We start from the raw sequence: 16636 nt of genomic DNA, 5'->3' as shown, positions 1-16636 counted from the left end.
TCAGCCCTCGGCAAACGGACCGACGCAAAGCTCCATGAACCGCGCCGCCGCCCGCGAGGGCGTGGCGGCGTGGGGCAGCAGGATCGAAAAGCGCCTGATCAGCGGCTGCGGGCCAATACGTACACGCCGCAAGGCACCATCCTCATGCCGGATCGACATGGCTGACACAAAGCCGATGCCCATGCCCGCCCGCACCGCCTCCTTGACCCCTTCTACCCCAGCGATTTCCAGCGCAACGCGCATGGCCACGCCATTGCGGGCGAAGGCCCGCTCGACGATCTGCCGCACACCCGAGCCCCCCTCTCGCAGCACCAACGGGTATCTGCCAAGGGCTTCCAAGGGCTGCTGGTCATCGGCCAACGGGTGCCCGGCCGGTACGATGGCGACAATCTCGTCTTCCCGCCAGGGGGTGATTTGCGTGCCCAGCGGCAATTCCTGCCCAGGCGGGCCTTCGATCAAGGCAATGTCCAGACTGCCCAACGCCTCGACGATTTCCGCGGTATTGCCATGGGAGGTCGTGACCAGCACCTCAGGGTAGCGCGCATGAAAGTCGGCGATCAGGTAGGGCAGCAGGTAGCTGGCCGGGGTGGTGCTGGCGCCGATGCGCAACGTGCCCCGCTCCAGCCCGCGCATGGCCTCGCGCAGCGCCTGAGCCTGGCGAAATGTCTCGCGCAGGCGCTCGGCATGAGCCAGCAACTGCTCGCCGGCAGCGGTCAGCCGCACCCCGCGCCCCGCGCGCTGGTAAAGCGGCTCGCCAAATGCCTCCTGCAGCAGCTTGAGTTGGCCGGACACTGCCGGCTGCGACAGATGCAGAGCCAAGGCCGCATGGCTGATGTTGCCGTGTTCGGCAACCGTGGCGAATGTTATCAGCTGTTCCGGGGTCATGAGTTGAAAATATCAGCTAAATGGATACCTGGCATCCTGAATTACGATTTTTTATAAGCTTATAACCGAATTAACGTAGGCCTTGTCGAAACACCTTCCCGGAGGACTCACATGGCCACGGTTCCGTCCCACCCTGCCTTCACGCCTACCCTCTCTACCCGAGGGCGGCTCAACGGCATCCTGTTCGTCGCGCTGTTCGCACTCGCGGTCACTCAACTGGCGGCACTGCCTGCCATCGCCCACCTGGGCATCAGCCCATTGATCGTCGGCATCGTGGCGGGTGCCTTGTATGGCAACGCACTGCGTGATGGGGTGCCGGCAAGCTGGGCGGCGGGCATCAACTTCTCTGCCCGTGGCTTGCTGCGCATCGCGGTGGCCTTCTTTGGCCTGCGGGTCAGCCTGCAGGAAATCGCCGAAGTGGGCTGGTCGGGGCTCACCGTTTCGCTGCTGGTAGTGAGCAGCACCCTGCTGATCGGCCTGTGGTGCGGCATGAAGGTGTTCAAGCTGGACCGCGACACCGCCCTGCTGACCGCTGCCGGTAGCGCGATCTGTGGCGCTGCAGCGGTACTTGCCTTTGAATCGGCCCTGCGCAGTGCACCGCACAAGAGCGCCATGGCCGTCGGCAGTGTGGTGCTGTTCGGCACTTTGTCGATGTTCCTTTACCCCCTGGCGATCAACGCCGGCTGGCTGCACCTGGACACCCTGGGCGCCGGCCTGTTCCTGGGTGGAACCGTTCATGAAGTGGCCCAGGTGGTGGGCGCCGCGAGCAATGTCAGCCCCGAGGCCACTCACATCGCCACCATCGTCAAGATGACCCGGGTGATGTTGCTGGTGCCGGTGCTGCTGGTGGTCGGTGTATGGATCAGCCGTGTGCGCCGGCCCGGCCAGGCACAAGGCAATGGCCGCATCGCCATGCCTTGGTTCGCCTTCGGCTTCCTCGGCTTGGTGCTGGTGAACTCGCTGCAGGTATTGCCGGGCAGCGTGACCCAGGCAATCAACAGCCTCGACACCTTTGCCCTGACCATGGCCATGACTGCGCTGGGCATGGAAACCCGCTTGAGCCAGATCCGCCAGGCCGGGCCGCGGGCCCTGGCGACCGGGGCGCTGCTCAACCTGTGGCTGCTCGGTGGCGGGCTGGCCATCACACTGGGCGTGCAGAAAGTGTTCGGATGACCAGGTCGGATCAGTTTCGCTCTCTTTGCGGGTAGACCTGCCCCGAACCAGCGGGAACCTGTGGGGGTGGGCCTGCCCGCGAAGAGAGCGACCCAGGCCTTAGGCTTTTTCCATCCCCCCCTCGTTGCCGCGCACATTTGTCGGTATGGTGGTGTCAAAGAAGGATGTTTTACCTGCACAGGAAAGACTTAGATGCCCCAACGCAATGTCATCAATGCATCCGTCAGCCCCAAAGGCAGCCTGGAGACGCTGTCGCAACGTGAAGTCCAGCAACTGAGCGAAGTCGGTACCGGTAGCCTCTACACCCTGTTCCGCCAGTGCGCCCTGGCCATCCTCAACACCGGCGCCCATGTCGACAATGCCAAGACCATCCTCGAGGCTTATCAGGACTTCGAGGTACGCATCCATCAGCAGGACCGTGGCGTGCGCCTGGAGCTGCTGAACGCTCCGGCCGATGCCTTCGTCGATGGCGAAATGATCGCCAGCACCCGCGAAATGCTGTTCAGCGCCCTGCGCGATATCGTCTACACCGAAAGCGAGCTGGCCAGCCAGCGGATCGACCTGGAAAGCTCCCAGGGGATCACCGACTACGTCTTCCACCTGCTGCGCAATGCGCGCACCCTACGCCCGGGCGTGGAGCCGAAAATGGTGGTGTGCTGGGGTGGCCACTCGATCAGCACCGAGGAATACCAGTACACCAAGAAGGTCGGCCACGAGCTGGGCCTGCGTAAACTGGACGTGTGCACCGGCTGCGGCCCAGGCGTCATGAAAGGCCCGATGAAGGGTGCAACCATCGCCCACGCCAAGCAACGCATGCATGGCAGCCGTTACCTGGGCCTGACCGAACCGGGTATCATCGCCGCTGAAGCGCCCAACCCCATCGTCAACGAACTGGTGATCCTGCCAGACATCGAAAAGCGCCTTGAGGCCTTCGTACGTGTCGGCCATGGCATCATCATCTTCCCTGGCGGTGCCGGCACGGCCGAGGAGTTTCTCTACCTGCTCGGCATCCTCATGCACCCGGACAACCAGGGCCTGCCCTTCCCGGTCATCCTTACCGGGCCACGCAGCGCCGAACCGTTCCTGCTGCAGTTGCACGCCTTCGTCGGCGCCACCCTTGGCGAGGCTGCGCAGCGCCACTACCAGATCATCATCGATGACCCAGCCGAAGTGGCCCGGCACATGGTCGAGGGGCTCAAGGAGGTCAAGCAGTTCCGCCGCGAGCGCAACGATGCCTTCCACTTCAACTGGCTGCTGAAGATCGACGAAGGCTTCCAGCACCCTTTCGACCCGACCCATGCCAACATGGCCGAACTGGCCCTGCGCCGCGAACTGCCGGCCCATGAACTGGCCGCCAACCTGCGCCGGGCGTTTTCCGGGATCGTTGCCGGTAACGTCAAGGACAAGGGCATACGCCTGATCGAAGAGCACGGGCCGTACCAGATCCGCGGTGACAGTGCGGTGCTGGAGCCACTCGGCCGCCTGTTGCAGGCGTTTGTCGACCAGCACCGGATGAAACTGCCCGGCGGCGCGGCGTATGTGCCCTGCTACCAGGTAGTGGCCTGACGGCGAAGCCCGTCTTGCGGCCCAACCGCCGGCTTGCCGGTGATTGGGCCTGTTCGTCCGCTACCTGACAGGGCTGAACGCTGTGCGATCAACCAGGCGAATGCTGTCGCGTCCGCCGCGCTTGGACTGATACAACGCCACATCCCCCTGCTCGATCAACGCCGCCAAGCTGGCCGGTGGTTGGTCGAACAGGTTGGCGCCGATGCTCAAGGTCACCGCCTGCGGTGTCGGCATGGCCTGTTCGGCAAACTGTTGAAACTGGCCCCGTAACACACCGCCCAGTTCCACCACCCGTTCGCTGCTGGCATCGCCGAACAGGATGACGAACTCATCGCCCCCCAACCGCGCTGCCAGCGCACGTTCCGGTAACACCGCACGGATCATTTCGCTGAGCGCCACCAGCAAACGGTCACCGGCGGCGTGGCCATGCAGGTCATTGACCAGCTTGAAGTTATCGATGTCGATCAGCAGCAACGCCCCTGGCCGCGCCGGGCTAACCTCCTTGAACAGGTGCGTGGCCCGCACTTCCAGGGCGCGGCGGTTGTACAGGGCAGTCAACGGATCGCGCGCGGCCAGCCGGGCAATCCGTTCTTCACGGCGGTAGCGCACGGTGCCGGTCATCGACAGGGCAATCAGCATGATCGCCATGGCCCCTTCGACCAGGGATATCTGGATGATCAGGCCACTGAACGTCGCCAGGTCTATCAGCGTGCCGGGGGTTATCGCGATGGCAGCCTTGGCTATGTAGAACACCCCATGAATGAGCAAGACATACCGCAACTGCACAGCCCCCACGCTCAGCGACCGGCCATGGGGGCGCAGCAACCAGCAGGCCTTGAGCGTGAGCAGCGCCACCAGCAGCGAATTGGCCATCAGCATGACCTTCGACCACTGCGGCCCGACAGGCAGGAACAGCAAGGCACACCACACAACCACAAGCAACAGCCAGGCGCGCGACAGACGGGCCTGGGTAAAGCGCACAACGCCCATCAGGAACAGCGCGTGCGCCACCACCAGCAAGCCGTTGGCAAACCAGATACCGATCAGCAACAGGCCGATGCCCCGCAGCAGCGCCAGGGTCGAACCGACGGTGATGGTGGCAAATCCCGCGCTCCAGAACAGCAGTGATGCGTCGCGGACGCTGCGCCACTCGATCGCCAGGTACAGTGCAGCGGCGGCCGCCAGGGCGATGGTGATGGTCAGCATCGTGGGTGGATCAAGCGCCATGAATGAATTGGCCTATCTGGTTAATATGGGAAGCGCCAGATTGTATTCCTTTGGTATGACTTTTCAGAGGGGCCGGTCACGCATGAGCACCCAAATGAATGTAACCGGTAGCACCTGCCTCAAAGCACCCGCTTGATCAGCGGCGCCAACCGGCTGTAACGCAAGCGACGCAATAGTTTGCGCACTTGCGCAGGGTGCTCGGCCTTCAGGCCCAGCGCTTGCGCCGCCGCGATCTTCGGCGCGTGCCGGCGTATGCTCTCCAGCTCCCTGTCCCGGGGCACCCGCCACTGCCCCTGCGGATCGTCGATCAGCAACCCGTTCTCCAGGTCCAGGTTGAACCCGCGTGGGTTGAGGTTGTTACCGGTCAGCAGTGAGTAGCGTTGGTCGACCCACACGCCTTTGGCATGAAAGGTATGCCCAGGGTCGTTCCAGATCCGCACCACCAACTGCCCGCTGGCTAGGGCGGCGTGGCGACGCTGGGCGAAAGCCCGCAGGTTGTCCTCGTAGAGGTAAGGCAGCGCGCCACTGGCGCTGAACGGTTCACCGGGGGTGATGTAGAAGTCGTTGGCGGTGCGGTCGCCAACGATCAACTCCACCTGCACACCGCGCGCCAGGGCTTGGTCGAGCTCACGCATCACCACCCGTGGTGGGTTGAAGTAAGGAGTGCTGATGATTATCTGCCCACGGGCTGCCGCCAGCAGCGCGCAGAGCGCACGGTTGAGCGGGTTGCCACGCCCCACGCCCAGCAGCGGGACGACCCGCAGGCCCTGCCCTGGTACCGCCGCCGGCGCGTCATACGCCATGCGCCGCAGCCGTGCACGTAGGCGGCGGATATCGCCGCGCAGGCTGCGGGTGGCGGGTGGCTCCGGCAGGTCGAGGCGCGGCGTGGCAGTGGAGTGCAGCAGGCGCCGGACCAGGTCGACCATGGCATCGGCCAGCGCGGGTGATTGGAACAGGTGATAACGGTCCAGGCGGTAACGGTCGAAGCGGTGCAGGTAGACATTGTTGAGGCTGGCACCGGTATACAGCACGCAATCATCGATCACGCTGCCTTTGAGGTGCAGCACACCGAACAATTCGCGGGTCTGCACCGGCACACCATGAATGACCACATCCAACCCGCGCAGCTGGCGCTGCGCCTGATACCAGGCGGCGTTGCCCGGTTGCCGCCCAGCCCCCAGCAGGCCACGCCGGGCCCGGAACCAGTCGACCACGACGACGATTTCCAGCCCCGGCCGCGCCGCCTTGGCCTGGTACAGGGCATCGAGGACCTCCTGCCCGGCCTCATCCTCCTGCAGGTACAACGCAACGATGACGATGCGCCGCGTCGCCGACGCGATCCGCTCGAGCAGGCAGGTGCGATAAGCCGCAGCATCGGGCAATAGCTGGATCGCTTCAGGCGCGATGGCGAAACCTGGCAATGCCGCCAGCATGGATTCGGGGTTCACGTACGTTCACCTTCTGTCTGCAATCGGGTCCATTCCTGGCCGCCATGCCCGGATGTAAGATCAGCCGGGCAACGACCCATAACAACAAGAAACATGCGAGGCCCGTTTTTCTCACTGCCCCCGACGCATTACGCCTTAGGACATTCAGGCGCTGCAAGAGCACTTCCCCGGTATCGTCATTTCCATATCGACCTGGAAGTGGCGGGATGGCCCCAGGCGCTGCTTTGCAGCCCAATCGCAGCACAAAGGCCGCTCCCACAAGGCTGTGTCACATTCAGCCTGTGGAAGCGGCCTTTGTGCCGCGACTGGGGTGCAAAGCGCCCCCGTTAGTTACGCCCCTATTTCAGATCAAACCTGTCCAGCTCCATGACTTTCACCCAGGCCGCAACGAAGTCCTTGACGAACTTGTCCTTGCCATCGCTGCTGCCATACACCTCGCTCAACGCCCGCAGTTGGGCATGGGAGCCGAACACCAAATCAACACGGCTGGCCGTCCATTTTACCTGCCCGGTCTTGCGATCACGTCCTTCGAAGGTTTCGTTGTCACCCGAGGTCGGTTTCCACTCCACGCCCATGTCCAGCAGGTTGCGGAAGAAGTCATTGCTCAGCTTTCCAGGCTGGTCGGTGAACACCCCGTGCTTGCTGCCACCGTGGTTGGCACCCAGTACGCGCAGGCCACCGACCAGTACGGTCAACTCCGGCGCGGTAAGGGTCAGCAATTGGGCTTTGTCCAGCAGTAGCTTCTCAGCCTTGACGCTGTACCGTGCCTTGGTGAAGTTGCGCAAACCGTCAGCCAATGGCTCCAGCACCGCGAACGACTCGACATCGGTCTGCGCCTGCGAGGCATCGACGCGGCCCGGATGGAACGCCACGCTGCCGGTGTATCCGGCCTCTTTGGCGGCCTTTTCCACCGCGGCAGTACCGGCCAGCACGATCAGGTCGGCCAAGGACACCTTCTTGCCGCCGTTGTTGAACTCGCCCTGGATCTTCTCCAGCGCCGCCAGCACCTTGTCCACGCCCTGGTTTGCAGGCCAGTCCTTCTGCGGCGCCAGACGCAGGCGCGCACCATTGGCACCCCCGCGCTTGTCCGAGCCGCGGAAGGTCGAGGCTGCCGCCCAGGCGGCGGAAACCAGTTCACCCACGCTCAAGCCCGAGGCGAGTATCTTGGCTTTCAGCTCAGCAATGTCCTGGTCGCCCACCAACGCGTGATCCACCTTGGGCAGGGGGTCCTGCCACAGCAATTCTTCGTTGGGCAGCTCTGGGCCGAGGTAACGGGCCAGCGGCCCCATGTCGCGGTGGATCAGCTTGTACCAGGCGCGGGCAAAAGCGTCCGCCAACTGGTCGGGATTGTCCTTGAAGCGGCGGGCGATCGGCTCGTAAATCGGGTCGAACCGCAGGGCCAGGTCAGAGGTCAGCATCGACGGAGCATGTTTTTTGCTCGGGTCATGAGCGTCCGGCACGGTGCCTGCCCCTTTGCCCTCTTTCGGCCGCCACTGGTGGGCACCTGCCGGGCTTTTGGTCAGTTCCCAGTCGAAGTTGAACAGGTTGTTGAGGTATTCGTTGCTCCAGCGGGTCGGGGTGGACGTCCAGGTTACCTCCAGGCCGCTGGTGATGGTGTCGGCCCCCTTGCCGGTGCCGAACTTGTTGGGCCAGCCAAGGCCCTGCAGCTCCAGTGGCGCGGCTTCCGGTTCGGCGCCGACGTTGTCGGCCGGGCCGGCACCGTGGGTCTTGCCGAAGGCATGGCCGCCGGCGATCAACGCCACGGTTTCTTCGTCGTTCATGGCCATGCGGCCGAAGGTGTCGCGGATATCCTTGGCCGATTTAACCGGGTCTGGCTCGCCTTCCGGGCCTTCCGGGTTGACGTAGATGAGCCCCATCTGCACCGCGGCCAGCGGGTTTTCCAGGTTGCGTTCGCCCGACAGGTCGCGGCTTTGTTCCTCAGGATGCTTGGCAGGCTCGGCCACCAGGTCACCCTGGCCAGGTGGTTGGGCCTTGAGCTGCTCTTTGCCGTAGCGGGTGTCGCCACCGAGCCAGACCTTTTCCGAGCCCCAGTACACGTCCTCGTCCGGCTCCCACACGTCCGCGCGGCCACCGGAGAAGCCGAAGGTCTTGAAGCCCATGGATTCCAGCGCGACGTTGCCAGTGAGCACGATCAGGTCGGCCCAGGAAATCTTGTTGCCGTACTTCTGCTTGATCGGCCACAGCAAGCGCCGTGCCTTGTCCAGGCTGACGTTGTCAGGCCAGCTGTTGAGCGGGGCAAAGCGCTGCTGGCCAGAACCCGCGCCACCGCGGCCGTCACCGATGCGGTAGGTACCGGCGCTGTGCCAGGCCATGCGGATGAACAGCGGGCCATAGTGGCCGAAGTCGGCCGGCCACCAGTCCTGGGAGTCGGTCATCAGGGCGGTCAGGTCTTGCTTGAGGGCCTGGAAGTCGAGGCTTTTGAACGCCTTGGCGTAGTCGAAGTCCGAGTCCATAGGGTCAGACTTCGCGGTGTGTTGATGAAGAATTCTGAGGTTGAGCTGGTCAGGCCACCAGTCACGGTTGGTGGTGCCGCCACCTGCGGTTTGATGGAACGGGCATTTCGATTCGTTCGACATCTGCTGTTACCTTTGGGTCGGTTATCCAGATTTCCGGTCTATGCCAGGTGTTCTTTCAGCCGAGCACATGGGCTCATGCCTACCCCTTCATCAGGTCGTGTCGGTCACGTACCGACACGGGCTTGCGACGCTGCAATGGGCGGGCGACGCGGCCTTGCACACAGGTGCTCAGGCGCCGCCCACACGCGCAATTCGCGGGGCCACGGTCAAGACTAGTCGAGCTTGGGCAGACTTCTAATAGAGTGGCTATTGGAGGGTAATAGGTTGGCTCTGTCAGGGGGCTTGGGTGCCGACCCGTTCACCGGTGGCCTCACGGTCTGCGCTGCATCCAGGCGGCCCCCAGACCGCTCAGGCAAATGATGGCAATCCCCAACAGGCTCGCGCTGTCCGGTACTTGGCGGTAGATCAGCAGGCCCAACAAGCCGGCAAACACGATCTGGCAGTAACTGAACGGCGCCAGCAACGCCGGGGCCGCATGGCGGAAGGCCTGGGTCAGCAGCAGGTGCGCGCTCATGCCAAAACCGCCCAGGGCCAGCATCAGCAACGCATGGTCCCAGCGCGGGACTTGCCAGAAGAATGGCACCAGCGCACTCATCACCAAGGTGTTGCACAGGCCGGCGTAGAAGTTGCTGGTTGTGGGGCTGTCATGGGCCGCAAGCATGCGTGTGAGCAATTGATAGAAGCAGAACCCCAGCGCCGAACCGAACGGGTACAGGATGGCCGGTGTGAACATTTCGCCGCCAGGGTGCACCACCACCAGCACCCCGACGAAGCCCAGCACCACCGCCACCCACTGGCCGACCGTTACCCGCTCCTTGAGCAGCGGCGCCGACAACGCGGTGACCAGCACCGGCGCAAGGAAGTTGACCGCTGTCGCCTCGGCCAGTGGCAGGTATTGCAAACCGGTGGTGAACAGCAAGCTGGTACTGAGCAGGCTCAATGCGCGCAGGGTCTGCAGCAATGGCCGCCGGGTGCGCAGCACGTTGAGGCCGGCCTTGGGCAGAAAGATCCCGGCCATCAGTAAGGTATGCACCAGGTAACGTGCCCACACCACCATGATGATCGGGTAGAGCCCGCCCAGAAACTTGGACAACGCGTCGTGGCTGGCGAACAGGAACGTTGCCACCACCACCAGGACGATACCGCGCAGCGGTTGGTTGACTCCGGACAGCGGTGTGCTGGAACTCATGGCGTACTCGACGGCGGCGCGGCGGCATGCTGCGCCAGGTGAAGGCGGGCAGAACAGCAAGGATTCTAGAAGAGAGACGCCTGCTTGAGGAAGCTCAATTAACGAGTTGGTTCAAAGGCCTGTGCTTTCCGTTCGCTGATCGACCACTTTCTGTGGTGCGCGCATGGTTAGGGGGTGGCGAAAAGCGCACCATCGGCTACGGACCCATAGCTGAACAAGGAGTTTTCATGCATAGGCTCACCACCCGCAACGGCCTCGACCTGCCCCGCATCGGCCTGGGCACCTGGCCGATGATCGGTGCCGAGTGCACCCGCGCAGTCCATCAGGCGTTGGACCTGGGCTACCGGCACATCGACACTGCTAGCGCCTACGACAACGAAACCGCCGTCGGCCAGGCACTGCGCGACAGCAGCGTGCCACGCGAACAGATTCACCTGACCACCAAGGTCTGGTGGGACCGCCTGGACCCCGCTGCCATGCGCCAGTCCCTGGAGAACAGCTTGCGCGCCCTGGGTACGGAACAGGTCGACCTGTTCCACATCCACTGGCCAGGTAAAGACTGGGACCTGGCTCGCAGCATCGAAACCCTGACCGCCTTGCGCGAGGAAGGCAAGGCTCGACACATCGGTGTGGCCAACTTCCCGCTCGGCCTGCTGCGTCAGGTGATCGAGACACTGGGTGCGCCGCTGTCGGCGATTCAGGTCGAATACCATGTGCTGCTCGGCCAGCAACCGCTGCTCGACTATGCCCGCCAGCATGATGTGCTGCTGACGGCCTACACCCCGCTGGCGCGCGGGCGCGCGGCGCAACAACCGGTGATTCAGGACATCGCGCACAAGCACGGCGTGCTACCGAGCCAGGTGGCGTTGAAATGGCTGCTGGATCAGGATGGCGTAGCGGTGATCCCCAAGGCCAGCAGCCGGGAGAACCAGCTGAGCAACCTGGCGGCGCTCGAGGTCCGGCTTGACGATCAAGACCGGGCGCGCATTGCCGGGTTGCCAAAGGATCAACGGGTGGTGAACCCGGACTTTGCGCCGGCCTGGAACAGCTGAGCACAGGGCCGCCCTGCGGCCCTTTCGTAACACAAGGCTGCGCCTACAAGGGCATGCTCACTTGCTTCAACCGCTCCCCCGCAGGCACCGGCCGCCCATACAGATAACCCTGAAAGTGCGAGCACCCCTCCGCGGCCAGCCGCTGCATCTGCTCCTCGGACTCCACACCCTCGGCTGTGGTCTTGATCATCAGGCTGTTGGACAGCTCGGTGATCGCGCGGATGATCGACATCGCCTCACGGCTGTCACACATGTCATGCACGAACGACTTGTCGATCTTGATCCGGTCGAACGGGAACGAGCGCAGGTAGCCCAGCGACGAATAGCCGGTGCCAAAGTCATCCAGCGAAATCGATACCCCCAGGTCTTTCAGCGCTCGCAAGGTCCGCACATTTTCTTCGCTGTTGCCCAGCAGCACCGACTCGGTGATTTCCAGCTCCAGGCGCTGTGGCGCCAGGCCCGAATCGGCCAGGGCAAGGGAAACGGTATGGACCAGGTTGGCATTTTTGAACTGCACCGGCGACAGGTTCACCGACACCGTCTGCTCACTGTCCCAGCTGGCCGCCTCCTGGCACGCCAGGTTCAGCGCGCGGATGCCGAGTTCGTGGATCAGCCCGGTTTCCTCGGCGATGGGGATGAAGTCCATGGGCATGACCATGCCGCGGGTCGGGTGCTCCCAACGCAACAGCGCTTCGTAGCCGGTTACGCTGCTGGTCTGCTGGTCCACCACCGGCTGGTAGTGCAGGTGCAGTTGGCCCAGGTGCAACGCGGTTCGCAAGTCGGTTTCCACCAGCCGACGCTGGCGCGCGGCAACATCCAGCTCGACGTGGAAGCACTCGTACCGGTTGCGACCATTGCGCTTGGCCTCGTACAGGGCCATGTCGGCATAGCCGAGCAGTTGCTCGGCCTGTTCGTTGTCGTCCGGCGCCAGCGCGATACCGATGCTCACGCCAACAGAAAACTGGTGGCCCTCGATCTGGAACGGTGGGCAGATCGCGTCGATCAGCCGTTGCGCGGTGTTACAGGCGGCGTCGCGGCTTTCCAGGCCGGTCAGCACCACGGCGAACTCGTCCCCACCCAACCGAGCCAGGGTATCGTGCTCGCGCAGTTCGCGGCGCAGGCGCTTGCCCAGCGCGCGTAGCAGCTTGTCACCGAAGGCGTGGCCAAGGGAGTCGTTGATGTTCTTGAAGTTGTCCAGGTCCAGGCACAGGGCAGCGGTCAGCCTGTCACTCTCGTGACCACGGACCAGCGCTTGCTTGAGGCGCTCGTTGAACAGCGTACGGTTGGGCAGCCCGGTAAGCGCGTCGTGGTGGGCCATATGGTGGATCTGCGCGTGGGCAGCCAGCTCTTCGGTGGCGTCTTCGGCCACGAACAGCACATAGTCGGCCTGGCCCTCGCGGTTCTGGCTGAGCAGCGCGCGGCTGCGCAGTGTGCGTGGTCCACACGCGGTGTCGACCCGGGTTTCGGCCGCATAACCTTTGGCATTGCGAGCCCCACGGCTGAGCTGCTGTTCCAGGTAATTGGCGGCGGCCGGTGCTAGGCATTCGCCGGGCAGTTGGCCAATCATGCTACTGCCGCGCCCGCCGAACAGGCGTTCGGCCTGCTGATTGGCCAGCAGGATACGCCGGCTTTGCAAGTCCTGAACAATGACACTGGCGGGAATGTTGGCGATGACCGAATCGAGGAACTGCGAGAGGTTGCTCATCTCCTGGCTGTACTGCTCGGCCAGCTCCTTGGCCTGTAGCAACTCCAGCTCCTGCTTGCGCCGTTCGGAAATGTCCCGGGTTACCTTGGCGAAACCCACCAGCCGGCCGCTGTCATCGTGCACCGCATCGATCACCACGTGGGCTTGAAAGGCCGTGCCGTCCTTGCGCAGGCGCGCGCCGATCTCCTCGAAGCGGCCGGTGCTGCGTGCCTGCTCCAGGTTCTGCTCGGGCAGCCCGGCGGCGCGTTCATCCTCGCTATAGAACAGCGAGTAGTGCTTGCCGACGATTTCCTCGGCAAGGTAACCCTTGGCCCGCTGGGCGCCGGGGTTCCAGTTGGCGACAATACCGTCGGGAGTGAGCAGGTAGATGGCATAGTCCACCACGCTCTGGATCAACAGCCGGTACATGATGTCGGGGCTTGCGACTAACGACATGGAATTTACCTGAACCTGCGACGCGCACGAAAGGACCCCCAACCCAGAGCGGGCGGGTCTTGATTGATAGGTGCTGGCATTATGCCGCGTGAGCGGATTTTGTGAAGTGGTTCACAAAATTTTGCTCAATGCAGCGCAGAGGTGACTCGGTAGGTGAGCAGGTCGGGATCATCGGCCACCACGATTTGCTGGACTGGCCGCAGTAGATCCGCCACAACCGCCTTGCAGAAGGCGACGGCTGTAGGATCCAGGGCATAGCAGCGCAGCAGCCAGTCCCCCGGCCCGTGCAACAGCTGGTGGGCCACGGCGCGCCCGATGCCCTGGCGGCGATAGCGTTTGAGGATGAACAGGTCGGCCAGCTCACTGGCGTCCATACCCGGCAGCTCGCTGCGCTCGACCAGCACGAAACCGGCGATGAACCCGTCCACCAGCACGAGGTTGGCGCTCCAGCCTACGGATTGCCAGTAGCGCTGCAAGTGCTCCTCGTGGATGTAGAAGCGGCCGTCCACCTCGACGTCCTCCTGCTCCCAGTCGGAAGACTCGTAGGCGTAGAACTGGTAGAGGTTGCGGATCAGTTCGGCCTGGTCAGCGGTGGTTGGCAGCAATTCGATGGGTAGCATGGGCAGGCTCGGGTAAATGAGTGATTCTAAGCCGTCTGGGTTGCTCGTCACGACCCTTTCATGGGCAACTCCGCGACACCTCAGTATTGCCACCCTCCCCTATTAGGGGTCATCCAATTGCCGCAACAGCCTCGATCTCGACCAGCATCCCGTCCAGCGCCAGCCGCGGTACCGGTATCAGCGTGCAGGTCGGCTTCATATGCCCACCCCAGGCCCGATCCGCCTCAGCCACCCACTGGCGCAGGCGTTCTTCACTGTGATCGACGATCAGCAAGGTAAGCTTGCACACCTGGTCGAGCCTGGCGCCCCTGGAGGCCAAGGCCGTCTCGACATTGGCCAATGCCTGGCGCGCCTGTTCGGCAAACACCGGCGATAACCGGCCTGTCGCATCTTCCCCGCCCTGGCCGGCAATGAACAACAAGCGGCTGCCGGCCTGCACCTGGGCAACATGGGAATAGGCATTGGCACTGGGGTCGTACAGGCCATGTGGGTTGGACAGTTCGAAAGGGTGGGTCATGGGGCGCTCCAAGTTAGGGTGAGCGCCCGAGTCTGGGACCTTGAGTTAGGTCGAGGTCAAGGGCTGGAGGTTAAGCAAAACCAGGCTCATTTCTCTTGCAGGACCGACCGGCCTTTCACGGCACGCGGCCCGCGCCAGGCCCAGACAAGCAACCCTGGAACCGGTGCATAGACGACGAAGACGACCCACAGCATCTTGCGCTCGGCGCGCCGGTCACTGCCGATGATGTGCCAGAGGGCGAAGATTTCCAGCAGGATGACCACAGCCGCGACAATGATCCAGATCGTTCCGATTTCCATGAGCACTCTCCCGTTGGCATGTACTGAGTTGGGTCGCAAACAGCGCCGAGGGTTCATTCGGATTTGCAACCCGCTCCAAGGCCCAGTTGCCTGCATACGACGTCGAATACCCCATGCCCACCCGGGCGATTGTCTTTACCGCAGCCAGCGGCCACACTCACCCGGCCAGCCAGGAAGCGGAGTCCAGAGTGCCCACCCCACGCCAGTTCAGCAAGAAGACCAGCACCAGCAACATGCTGCGGCTCAAGTCCGCCGCCGGTGACCCGCAGGCGCCCTACCGCGTCGATTTCGTTCTGCTCGAGCACTTTTCCATGGCCAGTTTTACCGTGGCCATGGACGTGCTGGTAACGGCCAACCTGCTGCGCGCCGACAGCTTCCGTTTTACCCCGCTGTCGTTGGACGGCGACCGGGTACTGAGCGACCTGGGGCTGGAACTGGTGGCCACGGAACTGGCCGTCGACGCATTGAAACAGCTCGACCTGCTGATTATCTGCGGCGGCCTGCGCACGCCACTCAAATACCCGGAACTCGACCGCCTGCTGGACGAATGCGCGGCCCAGGGCATGGCGTTGGGCGGGCTGTGGAATGGCAGCTGGTTCCTCGGCCGCGCCGGCGTGCTCGATGACTACGGCTGCAGCATCCATCCCGAGCAGCGCGCCAGCCTGTCCGAGCGCAGCCCGCAGACGCGCATCACTCCGGCCAGCTTCACCCTCGACCGCGACCGCCTCAGCGCCGCCAGCCCCAATGGCGCCATGGAACTGATGCTCGGGCTGGTTCGTCGGCTGTACGGCGATGGCCTGGCTGAAGGCGTGGAAGAAATACTGTCATTTTCCGGCGCCCGTTATCGCCAGGTCGGCCCCGGGGCGAAGAAGTCCATGAGCCTGCACCTGCGCACCATCGTCGAACTGATGGAAAACAACCTCGAGGAAACCCTCAGCCTCGATCAGCTCGCCGCCTACAGCGGCCGCTCCCGCCGGCAGATCGACCGGTTGTTCCAGGCCCAGCTGGGCACCTCGCCACGGCGCTACTACATGGAGCTGCGCATCACCAAGAGCCGCCGCCTGCTGCAGTATTCCGACCTGTCGGTGCTGGAAGTGGCAGTGGCCTGCGGTTTTGTCTCGGTGTCGCACTTCAGCAAATGCTACGCGGCATACTTCGGCTACCCGCCGTCACGCGAGCAACGGCTGGGCGAATGAGCGGCGCTCAGGCCTGGATGTAGCGCATCACTGCGTCGCAGATCATGGCCTTGTGGCGCAGCTTGACCTGCTCGTCGGCCAGGTCGATCTGGAAGATGTCGCCGAAGGTGTGACGGTTCGACACCCGATAGAAGCAGAACGAGCTCATCAGCATGTGCAGGTCGAGGACCTCGATGCCTGCGCGGAACACACCCGCTTCCACGCCACGCTGCAAGGTCCGGTTCAAGGCCTGGAGCACCAGGCTGCTCATCTCGCGGATGGCCGGGGTTTTCTTGACGTACTCGCCGTAATGGATGTTCTCGGTGCAGACCATGCGCACGAAATCGACATTGTGGTCGTGGTGGTCGAACGTGAACTCGGCCAGCCGGCGAATGGCCTGCTCGGGCGGCAACGACTCCAGGTCCAGGCTCTGCTCGGTCTTGCGGATGTCGCCGTAGAGCTTGATCAAGCATTCGACGTACAACTGCTCCTTGCTGCCGAAGTAGTAGTAGATCATGCGCTTGGAGGTGGCCGTTCGCTCGGCAATGGCATCCACCCGCGCGCCGGCCAGGCCTTGCTGGACGAACTCGTTGATGGCGACCTGGAGGATGTCCTCGCGGGTTTTCTCGGGGTTGTTCTTGCGCGACTTGCGTGTCCCTTCGATCTCGGGCTGGCCGAGGGGGGCTTCGGGATGGCTCATAGCTGCTCACGGGGTGTTTATTGGGATTTGGGGGGATTATCCGTGAGT

General features: G+C 63.5%; 14 protein-coding genes. 4 read left to right on the top strand and 10 right to left on the bottom strand.

From position 1 onward, the window contains the following. Entirely contained in the window at positions 1 to 885 is an 885-nt protein-coding gene (locus L6D80_RS24950; RefSeq protein ID WP_176512952.1) for a LysR substrate-binding domain-containing protein, read from the bottom strand. A gap of 111 nt (positions 886 to 996) precedes the next feature. Between L6D80_RS24950 and L6D80_RS24945 the strand changes: the two genes are divergently transcribed. Together L6D80_RS24945 and ppnN are read left to right on the top strand one after the other, a co-directional pair. Further along, on the top strand, positions 997 to 2058 hold the full coding sequence (locus L6D80_RS24945) for a YeiH family protein (RefSeq protein WP_054902759.1): 1062 nt from the start codon (positions 997 to 999) through the stop codon (positions 2056 to 2058). 192 nt (positions 2059 to 2250) lie between these two features. After that, entirely contained in the window at positions 2251 to 3624 is a 1374-nt protein-coding gene (ppnN, locus tag L6D80_RS24940) for a nucleotide 5'-monophosphate nucleosidase PpnN (RefSeq protein WP_054902760.1), read from the top strand. 60 nt (positions 3625 to 3684) lie between these two features. Here the strand turns inward: ppnN and L6D80_RS24935 are convergent, their stop codons facing one another. The 4 genes from L6D80_RS24935 to L6D80_RS24920 all read right to left on the bottom strand — a co-directional run bounded on the left by L6D80_RS24935 (position 3685) and on the right by L6D80_RS24920 (position 10085). Next, positions 3685 to 4851 (bottom strand): GGDEF domain-containing protein, encoded by a 1167-nt coding sequence (locus L6D80_RS24935; RefSeq protein WP_054902761.1) that lies wholly within the window; start codon positions 4849 to 4851, stop codon positions 3685 to 3687. A 119-nt stretch (positions 4852 to 4970) separates the two neighbouring features. Further along, the gene (gene pssA, locus L6D80_RS24930; RefSeq protein WP_176512956.1) at positions 4971 to 6284 is read right to left on the bottom strand and encodes a CDP-diacylglycerol--serine O-phosphatidyltransferase; all 1314 of its coding nucleotides are present in this window, start codon (positions 6282 to 6284) and stop codon (positions 4971 to 4973) included. Positions 6285 to 6637: 353 nt separating this feature from the next. Further along, positions 6638 to 8896 (bottom strand): catalase/peroxidase HPI, encoded by a 2259-nt coding sequence (gene katG, locus L6D80_RS24925; RefSeq protein ID WP_054902762.1) that lies wholly within the window; start codon positions 8894 to 8896, stop codon positions 6638 to 6640. 310 nt (positions 8897 to 9206) lie between these two features. Continuing rightward, complete coding sequence (locus L6D80_RS24920) at positions 9207 to 10085, bottom strand: DMT family transporter (RefSeq protein WP_176512953.1); 879 nt, start codon at positions 10083 to 10085, stop codon at positions 9207 to 9209. A gap of 227 nt (positions 10086 to 10312) precedes the next feature. Here L6D80_RS24920 and L6D80_RS24915 point away from each other — a divergent pair, with 227 nt between their 5' ends. Next, on the top strand, positions 10313 to 11137 hold the full coding sequence (locus tag L6D80_RS24915; RefSeq protein ID WP_176512954.1) for an aldo/keto reductase: 825 nt from the start codon (positions 10313 to 10315) through the stop codon (positions 11135 to 11137). Positions 11138 to 11180: 43 nt separating this feature from the next. Here L6D80_RS24915 and L6D80_RS24910 read toward each other — a convergent pair whose 3' ends face one another. The 4 genes from L6D80_RS24910 to L6D80_RS24895 form a co-directional block, all read right to left on the bottom strand. Continuing rightward, positions 11181 to 13277, bottom strand: coding sequence for a sensor domain-containing protein (locus L6D80_RS24910; protein WP_054902765.1), 2097 nt, complete (start codon positions 13275 to 13277; stop codon positions 11181 to 11183). Positions 13278 to 13402: 125 nt separating this feature from the next. Beyond that, complete coding sequence (locus L6D80_RS24905) at positions 13403 to 13897, bottom strand: GNAT family N-acetyltransferase (RefSeq protein ID WP_054902766.1); 495 nt, start codon at positions 13895 to 13897, stop codon at positions 13403 to 13405. A gap of 109 nt (positions 13898 to 14006) precedes the next feature. Further along, positions 14007 to 14414, bottom strand: coding sequence for a RidA family protein (locus L6D80_RS24900; RefSeq protein WP_054902767.1), 408 nt, complete (start codon positions 14412 to 14414; stop codon positions 14007 to 14009). Between the two features lie 86 nt (positions 14415 to 14500). Further along, positions 14501 to 14713 carry a PLDc N-terminal domain-containing protein gene (locus L6D80_RS24895; protein WP_054902768.1) on the bottom strand — a complete coding sequence of 71 codons (213 nt, stop codon included), beginning with the start codon at positions 14711 to 14713 and terminating at the stop codon, positions 14501 to 14503. Between the two features lie 188 nt (positions 14714 to 14901). Here L6D80_RS24895 and L6D80_RS24890 point away from each other — a divergent pair, with 188 nt between their 5' ends. Then, positions 14902 to 15909: a GlxA family transcriptional regulator gene (locus L6D80_RS24890; protein WP_176512957.1), complete on the top strand. Its 1008-nt coding sequence runs from the start codon at positions 14902 to 14904 to the stop codon at positions 15907 to 15909. Between the two features lie 7 nt (positions 15910 to 15916). On the opposite strand, the gene L6D80_RS24885 is transcribed toward L6D80_RS24890, so the two are convergent. Continuing rightward, positions 15917 to 16588 (bottom strand): TetR/AcrR family transcriptional regulator, encoded by a 672-nt coding sequence (locus L6D80_RS24885; protein WP_054902770.1) that lies wholly within the window; start codon positions 16586 to 16588, stop codon positions 15917 to 15919. Positions 16589 to 16636 lie beyond the last annotated feature (48 nt).

Source organism: Pseudomonas ceruminis, from assembly GCF_021602025.1.
Lineage (GTDB): Bacteria > Pseudomonadota > Gammaproteobacteria > Pseudomonadales > Pseudomonadaceae > Aquipseudomonas > Aquipseudomonas ceruminis.
Note: the sequence above shows the minus strand (reverse complement) of the source record. Positions and strands in the feature narration are given on the sequence as shown.